General features: G+C 67.8%; 11 protein-coding genes and 4 pseudogenes. 8 read left to right on the forward strand and 7 right to left on the reverse strand.

The window, feature by feature from the left end; all coding sequences use genetic code 11:
* Nucleotides 1-146 precede the first annotated feature (146 nt).
* The gene (locus A7A76_RS14245) at nucleotides 147-452 is read left to right on the forward strand and encodes a hypothetical protein (protein ID WP_206411808.1); all 306 of its coding nucleotides are present in this window, start codon (nucleotides 147-149) and stop codon (nucleotides 450-452) included.
* Between the two features lie 178 nt (nucleotides 453-630).
* Here A7A76_RS14245 and A7A76_RS14250 read toward each other — a convergent pair whose 3' ends face one another.
* Together A7A76_RS14250 and A7A76_RS26640 are read right to left on the reverse strand one after the other, a co-directional pair.
* Nucleotides 631-1,143 (reverse strand): RDD family protein, encoded by a 513-nt coding sequence (locus A7A76_RS14250; protein WP_206411809.1) that lies wholly within the window; start codon nucleotides 1,141-1,143, stop codon nucleotides 631-633.
* The gene (locus A7A76_RS26640; protein ID WP_428995155.1) at nucleotides 1,101-1,373 is read right to left on the reverse strand and encodes a DUF6053 domain-containing protein; all 273 of its coding nucleotides are present in this window, start codon (nucleotides 1,371-1,373) and stop codon (nucleotides 1,101-1,103) included. Before A7A76_RS26640 ends, A7A76_RS14250 begins: the two co-directional genes overlap by 43 nt.
* On the opposite strand from A7A76_RS26640, the gene A7A76_RS26645 reads away from it, so the two are divergent.
* Nucleotides 1,312-1,443 carry a DUF6053 domain-containing protein gene (locus tag A7A76_RS26645; RefSeq protein WP_428995156.1) on the forward strand — a complete coding sequence of 44 codons (132 nt, stop codon included), beginning with the start codon at nucleotides 1,312-1,314 and terminating at the stop codon, nucleotides 1,441-1,443. The two genes, A7A76_RS26640 and A7A76_RS26645, sit on opposite strands and share 62 nt — an antisense overlap.
* Before the next feature lie 9 nt (nucleotides 1,444-1,452).
* On the opposite strand, the pseudogene A7A76_RS26650 reads toward A7A76_RS26645, so the two are convergent.
* Nucleotides 1,453-1,533, reverse strand: a pseudogene (locus tag A7A76_RS26650) (DUF6053 domain-containing protein); the annotation flags it as partial.
* On the opposite strand from A7A76_RS26650, the pseudogene A7A76_RS26655 reads away from it, so the two are divergent.
* A pseudogene (locus A7A76_RS26655) lies at nucleotides 1,496-1,600 on the forward strand (hypothetical protein); the annotation flags it as partial. The pseudogenes A7A76_RS26650 and A7A76_RS26655 overlap by 38 nt on opposite strands.
* Here A7A76_RS26655 and dcd read toward each other — a convergent pair.
* A pseudogene (gene dcd / locus A7A76_RS14255) lies at nucleotides 1,558-2,172 on the reverse strand (dCTP deaminase); the annotation flags it as partial. The pseudogenes A7A76_RS26655 and dcd overlap by 43 nt on opposite strands.
* 99 nt (nucleotides 2,173-2,271) lie before the next feature.
* Complete coding sequence (gene apbC / locus A7A76_RS14260; RefSeq protein WP_241200945.1) at nucleotides 2,272-3,336, reverse strand: iron-sulfur cluster carrier protein ApbC; 1,065 nt, start codon at nucleotides 3,334-3,336, stop codon at nucleotides 2,272-2,274.
* Nucleotides 3,337-3,822: 486 nt separating this feature from the next.
* On the opposite strand from apbC, the gene A7A76_RS14265 reads away from it, so the two are divergent.
* The 3 genes from A7A76_RS14265 to A7A76_RS14275 all read left to right on the forward strand — a co-directional run bounded on the left by A7A76_RS14265 (nucleotide 3,823) and on the right by A7A76_RS14275 (nucleotide 10,795).
* Nucleotides 3,823-6,645 carry a TonB-dependent receptor plug domain-containing protein gene (locus A7A76_RS14265; RefSeq protein ID WP_206411810.1) on the forward strand — a complete coding sequence of 941 codons (2,823 nt, stop codon included), beginning with the start codon at nucleotides 3,823-3,825 and terminating at the stop codon, nucleotides 6,643-6,645.
* Nucleotides 6,646-7,071: 426 nt separating this feature from the next.
* On the forward strand, nucleotides 7,072-10,065 hold the full coding sequence (locus tag A7A76_RS14270; RefSeq protein ID WP_206411811.1) for a TonB-dependent receptor domain-containing protein: 2,994 nt from the start codon (nucleotides 7,072-7,074) through the stop codon (nucleotides 10,063-10,065).
* Between the two features lie 292 nt (nucleotides 10,066-10,357).
* On the forward strand, nucleotides 10,358-10,795 hold the full coding sequence (locus A7A76_RS14275; RefSeq protein ID WP_206411812.1) for a DUF2147 domain-containing protein: 438 nt from the start codon (nucleotides 10,358-10,360) through the stop codon (nucleotides 10,793-10,795).
* On the opposite strand, the gene A7A76_RS26660 is transcribed toward A7A76_RS14275, so the two are convergent.
* On the reverse strand, nucleotides 10,792-11,151 hold the full coding sequence (locus A7A76_RS26660) for a DUF6053 domain-containing protein (RefSeq protein WP_428995157.1): 360 nt from the start codon (nucleotides 11,149-11,151) through the stop codon (nucleotides 10,792-10,794). The two genes, A7A76_RS14275 and A7A76_RS26660, sit on opposite strands and share 4 nt — an antisense overlap.
* A 35-nt stretch (nucleotides 11,152-11,186) precedes the next feature.
* Between A7A76_RS26660 and metG the strand changes: the two genes are divergently transcribed.
* Nucleotides 11,187-13,271 (forward strand): methionine--tRNA ligase, encoded by a 2,085-nt coding sequence (gene metG, locus A7A76_RS14280; RefSeq protein WP_206411813.1) that lies wholly within the window; start codon nucleotides 11,187-11,189, stop codon nucleotides 13,269-13,271.
* Between the two features lie 61 nt (nucleotides 13,272-13,332).
* Nucleotides 13,333-13,782 (forward strand): annotated as a pseudogene (gene rnfB / locus A7A76_RS14285) (Rnf electron transport complex subunit RnfB); the annotation flags it as partial.
* A gap of 149 nt (nucleotides 13,783-13,931) precedes the next feature.
* Here rnfB and A7A76_RS14290 read toward each other — a convergent pair.
* A complete protein-coding gene (locus tag A7A76_RS14290; protein ID WP_206411814.1) occupies nucleotides 13,932-15,026 on the reverse strand; it encodes a TraB/GumN family protein in 1,095 nt (364 codons plus the stop codon).
* Between the last annotated feature and the right edge of the window lie 450 nt (nucleotides 15,027-15,476).

Consider the following 15,476-nt stretch of genomic DNA (forward strand, 5'->3'; position numbering starts at 1 on the left):
CCGAGCGCAGCGAGCGCTGAACGCCGCGCGCCGCTGCGGTCGAAGCGCGGCCGCCGCCGTGCCACCCTTGCCGCACCCGGCCGCCGTCGCGACGGCGGCCTTCCCCCTCGACCGCGGCCGCGACGGCCGCATGCCGGAGATCCTTCATGCATCGCATCCTGCTCGCCGCCCTGCTCGCCGCGGCCGCCACCGTCGGCACGCCGGCCCATGCCGGCCTGTTCGACAAGAACCCCGACCAGGTCGCGCAGGACGCGGCGAGCAAGAACCTGCACGCGGTGACGCTGTGGGTCGACGCGACCTGGGGCTTCCGCAACCAGGGCGCGGCCAACGCGCTCAGCCGCGCCCACCAGGCCTTCGCCACCCGCGGCTACGACGTGGTCAGCGTCGAGCCGTACATCGAGAACGGCGACCTGCAAGGCTTCTTCGTCACCTACCAGAAACCGCGCAGCTGACCGCAGGCCCTGCAGGAGCGGCGCGAGCCGCGACCGCGACAACGCAACTGCGCCGCAAGGTTCGTCGTAGCTGCGTTGTCGCGGTCGCGGCTCGCGCCGCTCCTACAGGAGGCTCCCCGAAACAAGAAAGCCGGCGCTTTGGGCGCCGGCTTTCTTGCGACTGCGTTCGCGCGAGGGATCAGCGCGCGACCACCACGCGGGTGCCGGCGATCTGGTCGTGCAGGCAGCGGCGGTCTTCGCGGAAGATCATCAGCACGTCGACCAGCACGATGATCGCGCCCAGGCACGGAATCAGGCCGATGCCCTGCTGGAACAGGTAGCGCTTGCCCATCAGCGTGGCCAGGTCGGGCTTGTCGCCGTTCTGGTCGACGATCTTGATCTTCATCACCCGCTTGCCCCAGGTCTGGCCGCTCTGGCTCAGCGGCAGGTACTGCACGGCGAAGAACAGCAGCAGGCCGCCGAGGCCCCAGGCGATCTGCAGGCCGTAGGCCTGCTGGCCCGCCTGCGCGGCTTCCATGATCGCGGTGAAATAGCCGCCCAGGAACATCAGCGGCAGCATCACCACCATCATGATGACGCCGTCGATGATCGCGGCGACCAGGCGGATGCCGCGATCGGCCAGCTCATCGTCGCCGCCGCTGTGCGCGGTCAGTTCGGACTGCGGGCTCTGGTAAGGGTTTTGCGGGTCCATTCGTCTACTCCTTGCAGGGATGGAGGGGTCCGCGCGATTCCCCGTCGCACGGCCCCTGGTTGGGCCCGGGAAAGATAACAGGCAAAACCGCGATCGGATGCACCGATTGCGGTCTTTTCTCGCCCCTCGATGGCCTGCGCAGGCGCCGGCTCAGGCAGCGGTGGCCTGATGGGAGGGACTTCAGCCCCGATGCCTTGCGCCCAGGTCGCGGCGACCGGAAGAGAAAGCATCGGGACTCAAGTCCCTCCCACAAAAGCAAAAGTCCGCGCAAAAGCCCGGCGCAACGCCGCTGTGCGGTAGCGATCTTGTGGGAGGGACTTCAGTCCCGACGCCTTGCACCCAGGTCGCGCCGACCGGAAACGAAAGCATCGGGACTGAAGTGCCTCCCACACCGGCTCAGGTGCGCGGCAGGGTCACGCCGACCTGGCCCTGGTACTTGCCGCCGCGGTCCTTGTAGGAGGTCTCGCAGACTTCGTCGGACTGGAAGAACAGCATCTGCGCCACGCCCTCGTTGGCGTAGATGCGCGCCGGCAGCGGCGTGGTGTTGCTGAATTCCAGGGTCACGTGGCCTTCCCACTCCGGTTCCAGCGGGGTCACGTTGACGATGATGCCGCAGCGCGCGTAGGTGCTCTTGCCCAGGCACACCACCAGCACGTCGCGCGGGATGCGGAAGTATTCGACCGTGCGCGCCAGCGCGAACGAGTTCGGCGGGATGATGCACACGTCCGATTCCACGTCGACGAAGCTGCCGCTGTCGAAGTGCTTGGGATCGACGATGGTCGAGTTGATGTTGGTGAACACCTTGAACTCGCGCGAGCAGCGCACGTCGTAGCCGTAGCTGGAGGTGCCGTAGCTGACGATGCGCTGGCCGTCGGCGGACTGCTTGACCTGGCCGGGTTCGAACGGCTCGATCATGCCGCCGGGCTGCTCGGACATGCGGCGGATCCAGCGGTCGGACTTGATGCTCATGCGGTGTTCCTTCGAAGGCGCGGCCGGGCCGCGCGGTCTGCGTTGTGGGGCCGGTCGCATGCGGCGCCCGGTCCGGAATTGTACGGGCTGCGGCCGCGGCCGCGTTCTTGCGGCCGGGCGCAGCGCCCGCGCTGCGGCGCGCGCGGCCTCGGCCCGCGCTTACAGCAGCGACGCGGAAATCGACGGCGCCACCCGCGGCCGCTTCGCCAGTTCCGCCGCCAGCCGGCGCGCGGTGCCGCGGTAGGCGCGCGCGGCGGCCGAATCGGGCTGGGCGACGACCACCGGCACGCCGGCGTCGCCCTGCTCGCGGATCGCGATCTCCAGCGGCAGGCTGCCCAGCAGCGGCACGCCGTACTGCGCGGCCATGCGCGCACCGCCGCCGTCGCCGAACAGATGCTCGGCGTGGCCGCAGTTCGAGCACACGTGCACGGCCATGTTCTCGACCAGGCCCAGCACCGGCACCTCTACCTTCTCGAACATGCGCAGCGCCTTGCGCGCGTCCAGCGTCGCCACTTCCTGCGGCGTGGTCACGATCACCGCGCCGGCGACCGGGATCTTCTGCGCCAGGGTCAGCTGGATGTCGCCGGTGCCCGGCGGCAGGTCGACGATCAGATAGTCCAGCTCGCCCCACTGGGTGTCGTTGAGCAAGGTGGTCAGCGCCGAGGTCGCCATCGGCCCGCGCCAGATCATCGGCGTGTCCTGCTCGACCAGCGGGCCGATCGACATCGCCTCGATGCCGTGCGCGCGCAGCGGCTCGATGTGCTTGCCGTCGGGGCTGTCGGGCTTGCCGTGCGCGCCGAGCATGGTCGGCACGCTGGGGCCGTAGATGTCGGCGTCGAGCACGCCGACGCGGGCGCCGTCGAGCGCCAGCGCCAGCGCCAGGTTGACCGCGGTGGTCGACTTGCCGACCCCGCCCTTGCCCGAGCCGACCGCGATCAGGTTGCGCACGTTCGCCAGCGGCGACAGCTTGGGCTGGACCGCGTGCGAGACGATGCGCGCGATCAGCTCCAGGCTGGCCAGGGCCAGCCCCTGCGGCGCCAGCGCCGCGGCGATCGCCGCCTCCAGCGCGGGGCGCAGGCCGTCGAGGGCGAAGCCGGCGGTGATGGACACCGCGACCCGGCCGTCGGCGGCGCCGGCGCGCACGCGCGCGCCGCTGTCGGCCAGGCTCAGATCGGTGTCGGGAAGGTGGATCGCCGCGATCGCGGCCTGCAGCGATTCGTTCATGCCGGACGCCCGGCAACAGGGAAATGGAGAGGCATGGAGGCTCTGAAAGGAAACCAGCGGCCGCCTGGCGCGGCCCGGGCCTCATGTTAAGGCCTGGGTCGCACAAACGTCCCGTCCGGACCGCCGCCGCGGTGGCCGACGGCACCACCCAAGCGGCTGTCTGACCGAGCGTGCCATGCAACCGAACGCTCGCTGAATATGCAATTCAAAGTTGCTAAAACATCCGACGAAGCACGCCAATACGGGTGCGAATTCATGCCGATGGGAGGATTTTCGCTGCATTGCAGCTGCAAATAAAGAAAAAATATACTTATATTTCAATAATTTATTGAATAGCAAGACCTGATCGACCACGTTTTGATTGTTTTATGATGACTACACGGTTAATCCCGTGTTAATTTCGACCACACGGAGCAAGATTTCCGCCAAGGTCGGCACACAGCGGCACACGACCGCGAACTTCAATCGTTCCAGGGGAAAACCTAGATGGCACTCAACAACAGCGGCCTGCGCCCGAGCAGGCTGTCGCGGGCGCTTGCGGCCGCGATTCTGATCGGCGGCGTCGTGGGGACGGCGCAGGCGCAGCAGGAACCGGCCGCGGCCGGCGAAGGCGCGAAGAAGCCGACCAACGTCGAAGGCGTGGTGGTCACCGGCTCGCGCATCAAGCGCACCCAGATCGAAGGGCCCTCGCCGGTCACCGTGATCAGCTCCACCCAGATCGAGCGCGAAGGCTTCGTCACCGTGTTCGACGCGTTGTCGACGCTGACCCAGAACGGCGGCGCGGTGCAGAACGAGCTCAACTCCGCCGGCGGCTTCACCCCGAACGGCAGCCCGGTGAACCTGCGCGGCCTCGGCCCGGGCCGCACCCTGCTGCTGATCAACGGCCGCCGCGCCGCGGACTACCCGTTCCCGTACAACGGCCAGAGCAACTTCCAGAACTTCGGCAACATTCCCTCGGCCGCGGTCGACCGCATCGAGATCCTGTCCGGCGGCGCGTCCGCGATCTACGGCTCCGACGCCGTGGCCGGCGTGATCAACGTCGTGCTCAAGACCAACTTCAACGGCGACAAGCTGACCGTGCGCGGCGGCACCACTACCACCGGCGGCGGCGATTTCGGCGACGTGCAGTGGGTCGGCGGCCGCTCCGGCGACAACTGGAGCGTCACCTACGCGCTGGAGTATTTCGCCGACGAGCCGGTGTGGGCGTTCCAGCGCAGCTTCATGGATTCGGCCGACGACAATCCGTTGCCGACCCCGGAACTGGGCGTCAACCAGCCCACCGCGAGCATCCGCCTCAACCGTCCGGGCAGCGCCGCGGGTTCCTACATCGCGCCGCCGCCGGGCACCTGCGACCGCTTCGGCGGCGAGTTCGTCGACTACAACTTCCGCACCGTCGTCGCCGCGACCCGCGCGGTCACCAACCTCGGCCCGGGCTGCGGCAGCTGGAAGGACGTGTCCTACCAGACCATCGCCAACGGCAACAACGACTGGTCGGGCTATTTCTACGGCACCTACGACTTCGCCAGCGGCATCCAGGCCTGGACCAGCCTGCAGGGCTTCTATTCCAAGTCCAAGCTCGCCGGCGGCACCGAGGCGATCAGCGGCCCGCACATCGACGGCAGCGGCCGCGTCACCACCTGGTTCGACACCGGCTTCAACACCAACCTCAACATGCAGCGCGTGCTGACCCCGCAGGAGTACGGCGGCGTCGACGGCCTGTACCAGCACTACACCGAGAAGTCGCTCGACGTGGCCTTCGGCCTGCGCGGCACCGTCGGCCGCTTCGACTGGGACGTGACCCTGGGCCGCGCCGAATACCGCGCCGAGCGCACCCGCCAGCGCCTGGACGGCTCCAAGGTCACCGACTGGTTCTTCGGCCCGCGCCTGAACACCACCGGCACGCCGCGCTACAAGCTCAACCTCGACCGCTTCTACACCCCGCTGACCCCGGAGCAGTACCGGGCGATGTCGGACACGCTGAAGTACGAATCCGAATCCTGGGTCACCCAGGGCAGCGCGACCTTGTCGGGCGACCTGTTCGACCTGCCGGCCGGCCCGCTCGGCTTCGCCGCGGTGCTGGACTTCACCAAGCAGGGCTACGACCTCAAGTCGCCGCGCAGCATCTTGCCGACGGTGATCGAGACCTACAACCTCACCGGCACCAACGGCGGCGGCGACCGCAGCCGCTATGCCGCCGGCGTGGAGTTCTCGATCCCGATCCTGCCCTCGCTCAAGGCCAGCCTGGCCGGCCGCTTCGACAAGTACGACGACATCACCGCGGTCGACGACGCCAAGACCTGGGGCTACGGCCTGGAGTGGCGCCCGCTCGACAACCTGCTGTTCCGCGGCAACTACTCCACCAGCTTCAAGGCGCCGGACATGCACTTCGTGTTCAACGAAGGCAGCGGCAGCTTCACCACCTCGCTCGACACCTACCGCTGCCTCAGCGCGGGCCTGCCGGCGGCGTCGTGCACGGGCTCGGTCTACAACTACTCGGTGTTCGCCACCAGCAAGGGCGAGCCGACGCTGACCGAGGAAACCGGCGAGTCGTGGGGCGCCGGCGTGGTGTGGGACGTGGTCGACGGCCTGTCGCTGTCGGTGGACTACTACGACATCAAGCTCGACGACGCGGTCACCACCCTGTCCAGCGCCTACATCCTCGACAACGAAGCCGGCTGCCGCACGGGCCTGACCCGCACCCGCCAGCCGTTCCAGTTCTCGCCGGATTCGGCGTTCTGCCAGGAAATCGTCAGCCGCGTGAACCGCATCGACGCGCCGGGCGAACCGACCCAGCGCATCGACGGCGTGCGCAGCGGCCCGGTCAACCAGTCGCTGCTGCGCGTGTCGGGCATCGACGCGGCGCTCAACTGGCGCTTCAGCACGCAGCGCTTCGGCGACTTCCGCACCGAGCTGGGCTGGACCCACACGCTCAAGAGCGAACGCCAGCTGCTGGCCACCGACCCGGTGGACCGCGACTGGCGCGACGACCCGGGCAACTTCGACTTCCGCAGCCGCGTGCGCGGTTCGGTGAACTGGCAGCGCAACGACTGGAACGCGACCGTGTTCATGACCCGCTACGGCAGCCTGCCGAACTGGCAGGAAACCGGCCGCATCGCGCCGTACTTCCTGTGGAACGTCAACCTCGGCAAGCAGATCACCGAGAAGGCGCGGCTCACGGTGTTCGTCAACAATGTGTTCAACAAGTTCCATCCCCAGGACGGCGGCTTCAACACCTATCCGTACTTCTGGCGCGCCTACAGCCCCATCGGCCGCGAGGTCTCGGCGCAGTTCGAGTACAGCTTCCACTGATCGGCTGGCACTGAACCGATTCGGCCCCAGGGCCTGCGTTTTGTTCACACAGCCCGGCTTCGGCCGGGCTTTTTTTCGTCTGCGCTGCAGGCGGCCCGGACCGGGCGGACCAGCGAACCGAAGTGCAATTTCGAATTGCCAAATAACGGCAAGGCACACGAATTTTATGTGATGTACGCCGTTATCGATTGCCCACCCGAAGGTGCCCCATTCACTTTACATAGCCGATATCGGAGTTGAAAATCAACAACTTGCAAGACAGATTCGGCAAAATCAACGAGCGCCCATAGCCAAAAAGCAAATATTACGGATGTGTTAAGTTCAGTTTCGTAAAGGGAGCGTTAACGCCTGGGAAGGCAACCAAAACATGTACTTAGACCGCGCACGTCCGTTTTCGCGCTTCACTTTCAGCTAGGGGAACCACCGATGGCAGCACCCAACTCGTTCGGCCTGCACCGCAGCAGGCTGACGGCAGCGCTCGTTTCCGCGATCGCCTTTTCCATTGCCGGCAGCGCCGGCGCCCAGGAAGCCGCCGCCGCCCAAGGCGCGGCCGCCACGCCGACCGACATCGACGCGGTCACTGTCACCGGCTCGCGCATCAAGCGCATCGGTTTCGTCACGCCCTCGCCGGTCGTGGGCATCAGCAACGAGGAAATCCGCGCCACCGGCGCGGTGACCATCGCCGACCTGATGACCACCCTGCCGCAGCTGTCGGCCACCTACACCCTGGGCAACTCGACCCGCTCGATCGGCACCGCCGGCCTGGGCCTGCTCGACCTGCGCGGCATGGGCACCACCCGCACCCTGGTGCTGGTCAACGGCCGCCGCCACGTCGGCGGCCTGTCCGGCTCGACCGCGGTCGACATCAACACCATCCCGGTGGAACTGATCGAGCGCGTGGAAGTGATCACCGGCGGCGCTTCGGCCGTGTACGGCGCCGACGCGGTCGCCGGCGTGGTCAACTTCATCATGAAGAAGAAGTTCGACGGCTACGAGCTGCGCGCCCAGACCGGCGACGCCAGCGAAGGCGACTTCAGCCGTTCGTTCTTCAGCTTCACCGGCGGCAACGAGTTCGCCGGCGGCCGCGGCAGCGTGGTGTACTCGGCCGAGTACAGCAAGCAGGACAACATCGGCCGCGCAGACCGCAAGATCGGGCGCGAGAACCTGGTCAGCATGCCGAACCCGAACTACAACCCGGCGCTGCCGCCGAGCCAGCAGAACCCGCAGCGCGTGTTCATGGGCCCGGGCGGCAACTCCAGCATTTCCTACGGCGGCACCTTCAACGCCGGCGGCACGCGCTACCTGTTCAACGACGACGGCACCTTCCGTCCGGTCCGCTACGACGGCCCGCGCGACGGCGCCAACACCTGCGTCAACTGCGACTTCGTCGACCTCAACGGCGTCGCCGACCTGCAGCCGGGCTTCGACCGCTACAGCGCCAACGCGCTGGTGAACTTCGATATCAGCGAGAACCACAAGTTCTTCTTCGAAGGCAAGTACACCAAGACCGAGTCGGAATTCCGCGCCCAGCCGGCCTACGACCAGCCGTTGCGCATCCGCCGCGACAACGCCTACCTGTCGCCGCAGCTGGCCGCGCTGATGGACGCCAACGGCCTCAACAGCCTGACCGACCGCAACAAGATGCTGCAGGTCTCGCGCTTCAACGTCGACGCCGGCCGCCGCGGCGAGAACGTCGAGCGCACCACCCAGCGCTACGTCGCCGGCCTGGAAGGCTACCTGACCGAGAACTGGACCTACGAGGTCTCGGCCAACTACGGCCAGACCGAAGTCGACCGCCTCAACCTCAACAACCGCATCAACGACCGCTGGCAGGCCGGCATGGACGTGGTGCGCGACGGCGCCGGCAACCCGGTCTGCCGCGTCACCCTCGACCCGAACGCGATCAACCCGAACACCGGCGTGCGCTACCTCGACCTGTCGCGCCAGGGCTGCGTGCCCTTCAGCGTGTTCGGCAACGGCGCGGTCAACCCGCAGGCGGCCGACTGGTTCAACTACGACGCGGTCAACCGCACCAAGCTGACCCAGAAGGTGTTCAGCGCCTCGGTCGCCAACAGCTCGCTGTTCGAGCTGCCGGCCGGCGGCGTCGGTTTCGCCGGCGGCGTGGAATGGCGCAAGGAGACCAGCCAGGAAATCACCGATCCGCTGGCCGCCCAGGGCCTGACCTTCCTCAACGCGATCCCGAGCCGCAAGGGCGAGTACAGCGTCAAGGAAATCTTCGCCGAAACCACCATCCCGCTGCTCGCGGACCTGCCGGGCGTGCAGCGCCTGAGCATGGACCTGGCCGGCCGTTACTCCGACTACAGCACCGTCGGCGAAACCAAGACCTGGAACGTCGGCCTGGATTGGGCGGTCAACGACTCCTTCCGCGTCCGCGCCAGCCTGGCCCAGGCGGTGCGCGCGCCGAACATCGGCGAGCTGTTCAACCCGCAGACCCAGAACTTCGCGCCGATGAACGACCCGTGCGACACCCGTCCGGGCCGCACCAATTCGGTCAACACCGCGGCCGACCCGGCGCTGCGCGCGCGCAACTGCGCCGCGCTCGGCCTGCCGGCGAACTACCAGGACACCTACGGCGGCACCCGCCCGGGCGTCAGCGGCGGCAACCCGGACCTCGACGTCGAAGAGGCGCGTTCGTTCTCCTACGGCTTCGTCTGGCAGCCGGAATTCATCGAAGGCTTTGGCCTGTCGGTGGACTACTGGCGGGTCAACCTGAAGGACGCGATCGGCGCGGTCACCGCCGAGCAGCTCGCGACCCGCTGCGTGGATTCGCCCGGCGGCATCGGCAACGAGTTCTGCGCCGCGATCAAGCGCGCTCCGGCCGGCGGCTACGTCGACGCGCAGGGCCGCACCTTCCCGGCCGGCACGATCTACAACTGGACCGCGCTCAACGAGAACCTGGCGCGTTCGCGCCGCGCCGGCGTCGACATCGAAGCCGACTACCGCTTCGAGATGTTCGGCGGCCAGTCCGCGCTGCGCTTCGTCGGCACGCGCCTGATCTCCTCGCGCGAGTGGGCGTTCCAGGCGTTCCCGAACGAGTACCGCGAGTACCTGAACTACGTCAGCGACCCGCGCTGGCGCGCCTCGCTGACCGCCAACTACAAGCTGGGCAACTGGCGCGCGAGCTGGGACATGCGCTACATCCACACCAACCTGCGCGTGGAGCCGTGGAGCTACCAGAGCAACCCCGGCCAGGTGAATCCGATCCGCAACGGCTCGTACACCTACCACAACCTGCAGGTCGGCTATAAGGTCCCCAACACCGGTCTGGACCTGTACGTCGGCGCCGACAACGTGTTCGACAAGGATCCGCCGCTGAACTACTTCGGCGAAGCCGCGGCCAACTCGAACTACGAGACCATCGGCCGCTACGTGTACGCCGGCGCCAGCTACAAGTTCTAAGCGCCGCGATCGGCGTTCCAAGGTTGCAGCGAAAAGCCCGGCGCATGCCGGGCTTTTCGTTTTCGGCGCCGGCCGTTCGCGGTCGGTTCGCGGTCGGTTCGCGGATGGTTCGCGGGCTGCGCGCGAGGCGTCGCGCGCCGGCGGCGGCGGCCGCGGCCGCGGTTTCGCCGCGGTCCGCCTGAACGCGCGCCGCGCGGCTTCCATACCTGTGCGGATGCGGTATAAAGAACGCGTCCCGCTGCGCCGGCCCACGGCGCGCGGCCACCACGCTCACGTCTCTGGGAGGGGATACATGCGTAAACAACTGCTCGCCCTGCTGCTGCTCGCGCTGCCGGCGGCGGCGTTCGCCCAGGCCACGCCGGTCGGGTCCTGGACCACGATCGACGACAAGACCCAGAAGCCCAAGTCGATCGTCGAGATCTACGAGGCCAAGGACGGCAGCCTCGCCGGCCGGGTCAACGAAGTGCTGCAGTCCGACCACGGTCCCAACCCGGTCTGCGACAAGTGCGACGGCGAGCGCAAGGGCAAGCCGGTCAAGGGCATGGTCATCCTGTGGGGCATCCGCAAGAACGGCGATACCTGGGAAGGCGGCAAGATCCTCGATCCGGCCAGCGGCAAGGTCTACTCGGTCAAGGTGACCCCGCAGGACGGCGGCAAGAAGCTGGAAGTGCGCGGCTTCATCGGCTTCTCGCTGATCGGCCGCAACCAGACCTGGATGCGTCACAACTAAGTCCCGGCCGGCCCGTTTCGCATACGGAAACCCGGCCTCGGCCGGGTTTCTTGCTTTTTGGGAGAGACGATTCCGGCCTCGGCCGGGTTTCTTGCTTTTTGGGACGGACGATTCCGGCCTTGGCCGGGTTTCTTGCTTCCAGGCTCGCCAGATCGAGCCTCCGGGTCCGGCCTTGGATTTGTGGGAGGGCCTTCAGGCCCGACGCTTTCCGGTCCGTTAGCTGCGATCTGAGACAAAAGCATCGGGCCTGAAGGCCCTCCCACAAACAGCCCAGGTTTTCCCGCACAGCCCAGGCCCTTGCGCACACAACCACAAGCCCGCCCGGCGTTCACAGCCCGGCCTTCCCGGCCGCCCATGCCATAATTCACGACCACTTACGGCCCTACCGTCTATGTCCCGCGAAATCGTCGTCTCCAACGCGCTGCCCTATGCCAATGGCGAGCTCCATCTCGGTCATTTGGTCGGCTACATGCAGGCCGACATCTGGGTGCGGGCGCAGCGCATGGCCGGCCACACGGTGCATTACGTCTGCGCCGACGACACCCACGGCACGCCGATCATGCTCGGCGCGGAAAAGGCCGGTAAGACGCCGGAGGCGTACATCGCCGAAATCCAGGTCCGCCACGAGCGCGACTTCGCCGACTTCGGCGTGGCCTTCGACCATTACGACTCCACCCACTCGGCCGCCAACCGCCAGTTGACCGAGGCGATCTACGCGCGCCTGGACCACAACGGCCATATCCAGCGGCGCTCGGTCGCGCAGCTGTTCGACCCGGTCAAGCAGATGTTCCTGCCCGACCGCTACGTCAAGGGCATCTGCCCGAACTGCAAGACCCCCGACCAGTACGGCGACAACTGCGAGAACTGCGGCGCCACCTACGCGCCGACCGACTTGCTCGAGCCGCATTCGGTGGTCAGCGGCGCGACGCCGGAGCTGCGCGAGTCGGAGCACTTCTTCTTCGAAGTCGGCCACTTCGAAGCGTTCCTGCGACAGTGGCTGGCCGGCGACGTCGCCACCCCGGGCATCCGCGCCAAGCTGCACGAATGGCTCGACGCCGACGGCGGCCTGCGCGCCTGGGACATCTCGCGCGACGCGCCCTACTTCGGCTTCGAGATTCCCGGCCACCCGGGCAAGTACCTGTACGTGTGGATCGACGCGCCGATCGGCTACCTCAGCAGCTTCCAGACCCTGTGCGAGAAGAAGGGCCTGGATTTCTGGTCGTATCTGTCGCGCGACAGCCAGGCCGAACTGCACCACTTCATCGGCAAGGACATCGTCACCTTCCACGGCCTGTTCTGGCCGGCGGTGCTGCACGGCGCCGGTTTCCGCGCGCCGACCCGGCTGCACGTCAACGGCTACCTGATGGTCAACGGCGAGAAGATGTCGAAATCGCGCGGCACCTTCATCCAGGCCCGCACCTATCTCGATCACCGCCTGGCCCCGGAAGCGCTGCGCTATTACTTCGCCACCAAGACCACCGGCGGCGTCGAGGACATCGACCTCAACCTCGCCGACTTCGTCGCGCGGGTGAACTCCGACGTGGTCGGCAAGTTCGTCAACGTCGCCAGCCGCTGCGCCGGCTTCATCGAAAAGCGCTTCGGCGGGCGCCTCGCCGACGCGCTGCCGGAGCCGGCGATGTACGCGCGCTTCGTCGAACAGCTCGCGCCGATCGCGCGCGCCTACGAAGCCAACGAGGCCGCGTCCGCGCTGCGCCTGACCATGGCGCTGGCGGATGAGGCCAACAAGTACATCGACGAGCGCAAGCCGTGGGTGCTGGCCAAGCAGGACGGCGCCGACGCCGAGCTGCAGGCGGTGTGCACCCAGGGCCTCAACCTGTTCCGCGTGCTCGCCGCCGCGCTCAAGCCGGTGCTGCCGCGGGTGGCCGCGCAGGGCGAGGCCTTCCTCGCCGCGCCGGTGGCGCGCTGGGACGACCTCGCCCAGCCGCTGCTCGCCCACGCCATCGCCCCCTACGTCCCGTTGTTCACCCGTATCGACGCGAAACTGATCGAAGCCATGATCGAATCCAGCAAGGAATCCCTCGCCGCCGCGCCGGCCAAGAGCGATACGGCGAAAGCCGACGCCGGCAAGGCCGCGAAGGCCGCCAAGCCCGCCGAACCCAAGGCCGAAGCGGCCGGCGCCGCCGCCACCATCGCCATCGACGACTTCGCCAAGCTCGATTTGCGCGTGGGCAAGGTCGTGGCCTGCGAATTCGTCGACGGCTCCGACAAGCTGCTGCGTTTCGAACTCGACGCCGGCGAACTGGGCAAGCGCCAGATCTTCTCCGGCATCCGCGGCTCCTACGCCGAGCCGGAAAAACTGGTCGGCCGCAGCGTCGTGTTCATCGCCAACCTGGCGCCGCGCAAGATGCGCTTCGGCCTCAGCGAAGGCATGATCCTGTCGGCCGGTTTCGACGGCGGCAACCTGTTCCTGCTCGACGCCGACGGCGGCGCGCAGCCGGGCATGCCGGTGCGGTGAAGCTGGAAGGTAGCGGTTAGGAGTCAGGAGATAGCAAGAGCAAGCAGCCGCTCCCGGCTTTTCGCTGACTTCTAACTCCTATTCGCTGACTCCTGCTCACATGGACCTGACCGAACGCCTCGACCGCCTGCTGCCGCAGACCCAATGCGGCCAGTGCGGCTACGCCGGCTGCCGTCCCTATGCCGAAGCGATGGCGCGCGGCGATGCCGGCGTCGACCGCTGCCCGCCGGGCGGCGATGCCGGCGCGCGTGCGTTGGCGAAACTATTGGACGTGCCGGCGCTGCCGTTCGACCGCGAACGCGGCCGCCACCTGGCGACGCCGCCGGTGGCGCTGATCGTCGAAGCCGACTGCATCGGCTGCACCAAATGCATCCAGGCCTGTCCCGTCGACGCCATCGTCGGCGCGGCCAAGCACATGCACACGGTGATCGAACCGCTGTGCACCGGCTGCGAGCTGTGCGTGCCGGCGTGCCCGGTCGATTGCATCGTGCTGGTCGCGCCGGCGGCCTGAGCCGCGCGCGATCGCCCGACCAACTCGCTGCTGCGCAATCTACCTGTAGGAGCGGCGCAAGCCGCGACCGCGAAACCTCGCTTGCGTTGTAGCGGCGGCGGCGCGGTCGCGGCTCGCGCCGCTCCTGCAGTCGCGGCGTCGCGCGAACCTCAGTGCCTGGGCTTGCGCTCGCCCGTCTTGCCCTCAGGCTTCGTCGCCGCGCCCGGACCGCCCTCACGCGGCTCGTCGGTCAAACGCACCGGCGGCCCCACCGGCGCCGGCGGCGGCGGCATCGGCGCCAGATCCGCCGTGCCCGCGGCGCAGGCCGAGCAGATCCGTTCGATCTTGTAGCCCTTCGCGCGCAGACGCTCGACCAAACCGTCGCTGCCGAGCAAATGCAGGCTGCCGACCACGACCAGGCTGTCGCCCTTCTTCTGCTCGTCGAGCAACTTCTGGATCTGCGGCACCCAGGCCTCGTTGCGCTCGACGTTGACGATGCGATAGGTCTGCGGCGTCTTGAGCTGCATCTCCACCCGCGCCTTCTCGTCGAGCTTGGCCAGATCGGCCTCGCGCCAGGCGGTGTGCATCTCTTCGAGCATGCCCGGCACTTCGGTCGGCCGGTCGAGGAATTCGCGCAGCGCCTTGATCTGCTCGTCGGCGGGGCTGGCGTCCATCACATCGAGCTGGTGGTCCATGCTCTCCAGCCCGGTCGCGCCCTTGCCGGCCTCGGCGGCCTGGCGCATCAGATATTGATCCAGGCCCAACTGCGGGCTGAAACCCAGCGACTGCGACACGCCCAACACCAGCGACAGGTTCACGAACCACGGCTCCAGCGCATCGACCTGGCTCAGCGCGCGGCCGTTCTTGGCCAGCACCCGGTTGAGCTTCTCGCGCAGGTCGGCCGGCAGGGTCTGGCTGAGGGTGCGGCCGTCGTCGTAGCGCGCGCGCTGCAGGAAACGCTGGGCCACGCTGGGATCGAACATTTCCTCCGGCGCGACTTCGAACACCAGCTTGTCGGACGCGGCGAAGGCGCGGTCGATGTCGGGCGACAGCGGGTAATCGTCGGCGCGCAGCAGATGGAACGAACCCAGCAGGAACACCGCGTTGTCGGCGTCCGACACCCGCCACAGCAGCGGCACCGGCGGCGGCTTGGCCGCGGCCTGGGCCGCCTGCGCGACCGCGCCGGTGGCGGTGGCCGAAGTCAGCGGCGCGCTCAACGCGACCGCGGCGCACAAGGGCAGGACGAACAGCTTGAGCAACCGCATGGGGCGACGAAGACCTCGGAGGTGGACGGCGGCGGCCGCGGCGCAGGCGGCCGCGCGGCGCTGGGGGACGGGCGCCCAGTGTAGAACGCGGGGCTTGGGGTTCGTATTACGAAGGCGTAAACGACTGCGGGCGCAAATCGCGCGCGGCGCGGGATTTAGCGGGCGCCGGGCCGTGCGGAAGTCGCTTGCGGCCGTCGATACGTGGAAGCCGGGGTTGGCGAAGCATGGCGCTGAAGTCTCTGGATCCCCGCCTTCGCGGGGATGACGGCTTGATGAGGCGCCGCGAAACCGAGCTATCGCCGAGGTCGCACACCCCCAACTGCCTTCATGCCGCACGTCCGCCTACCTGTCACACCGCACATCCCCCACCGCTAAGCCGCGCCCACCCCTACCGTCATGCCCGCGAAGGCGGGCATCCAGGGCTTCACCGCGACAGGACTCTGAAGTCTC

The organism is Lysobacter enzymogenes, assembly GCF_017168095.1.
GTDB classification, from domain to species: Bacteria; Pseudomonadota; Gammaproteobacteria; order Xanthomonadales; family Xanthomonadaceae; genus Lysobacter; species Lysobacter enzymogenes_D.

Bases quoted from the DNA above. Each gene is read 5' to 3' on its own strand.
- A7A76_RS14270 (WP_206411811.1), top strand. From the start codon at position 7,072: ATGGCAGCACCCAACTCGTTCGGCCTGCACCGCAGCAGGCTGACGGCA.
- A7A76_RS14245 (WP_206411808.1), top strand. From the start codon at position 147: ATGCATCGCATCCTGCTCGCCGCCCTGCTCGCCGCGGCCGCCACCGTC.
- metG (WP_206411813.1), top strand. From the start codon at position 11,187: ATGTCCCGCGAAATCGTCGTCTCCAACGCGCTGCCCTATGCCAATGGC.
- A7A76_RS14265 (WP_206411810.1), top strand. From the start codon at position 3,823: ATGGCACTCAACAACAGCGGCCTGCGCCCGAGCAGGCTGTCGCGGGCG.
- A7A76_RS26645 (WP_428995156.1), top strand. From the start codon at position 1,312: ATGGGAGGGACTTCAGCCCCGATGCCTTGCGCCCAGGTCGCGGCGACC.
- A7A76_RS14275 (WP_206411812.1), top strand. From the start codon at position 10,358: ATGCGTAAACAACTGCTCGCCCTGCTGCTGCTCGCGCTGCCGGCGGCG.
- A7A76_RS26640 (WP_428995155.1), bottom strand. From the start codon at position 1,373: ATGCTTTCTCTTCCGGTCGCCGCGACCTGGGCGCAAGGCATCGGGGCT.
- A7A76_RS14250 (WP_206411809.1), bottom strand. From the start codon at position 1,143: ATGGACCCGCAAAACCCTTACCAGAGCCCGCAGTCCGAACTGACCGCG.
- A7A76_RS26660 (WP_428995157.1), bottom strand. From the start codon at position 11,151: ATGGGCGGCCGGGAAGGCCGGGCTGTGAACGCCGGGCGGGCTTGTGGT.
- apbC (WP_241200945.1), bottom strand. From the start codon at position 3,336: ATGAACGAATCGCTGCAGGCCGCGATCGCGGCGATCCACCTTCCCGAC.
- A7A76_RS14290 (WP_206411814.1), bottom strand. From the start codon at position 15,026: ATGCGGTTGCTCAAGCTGTTCGTCCTGCCCTTGTGCGCCGCGGTCGCG.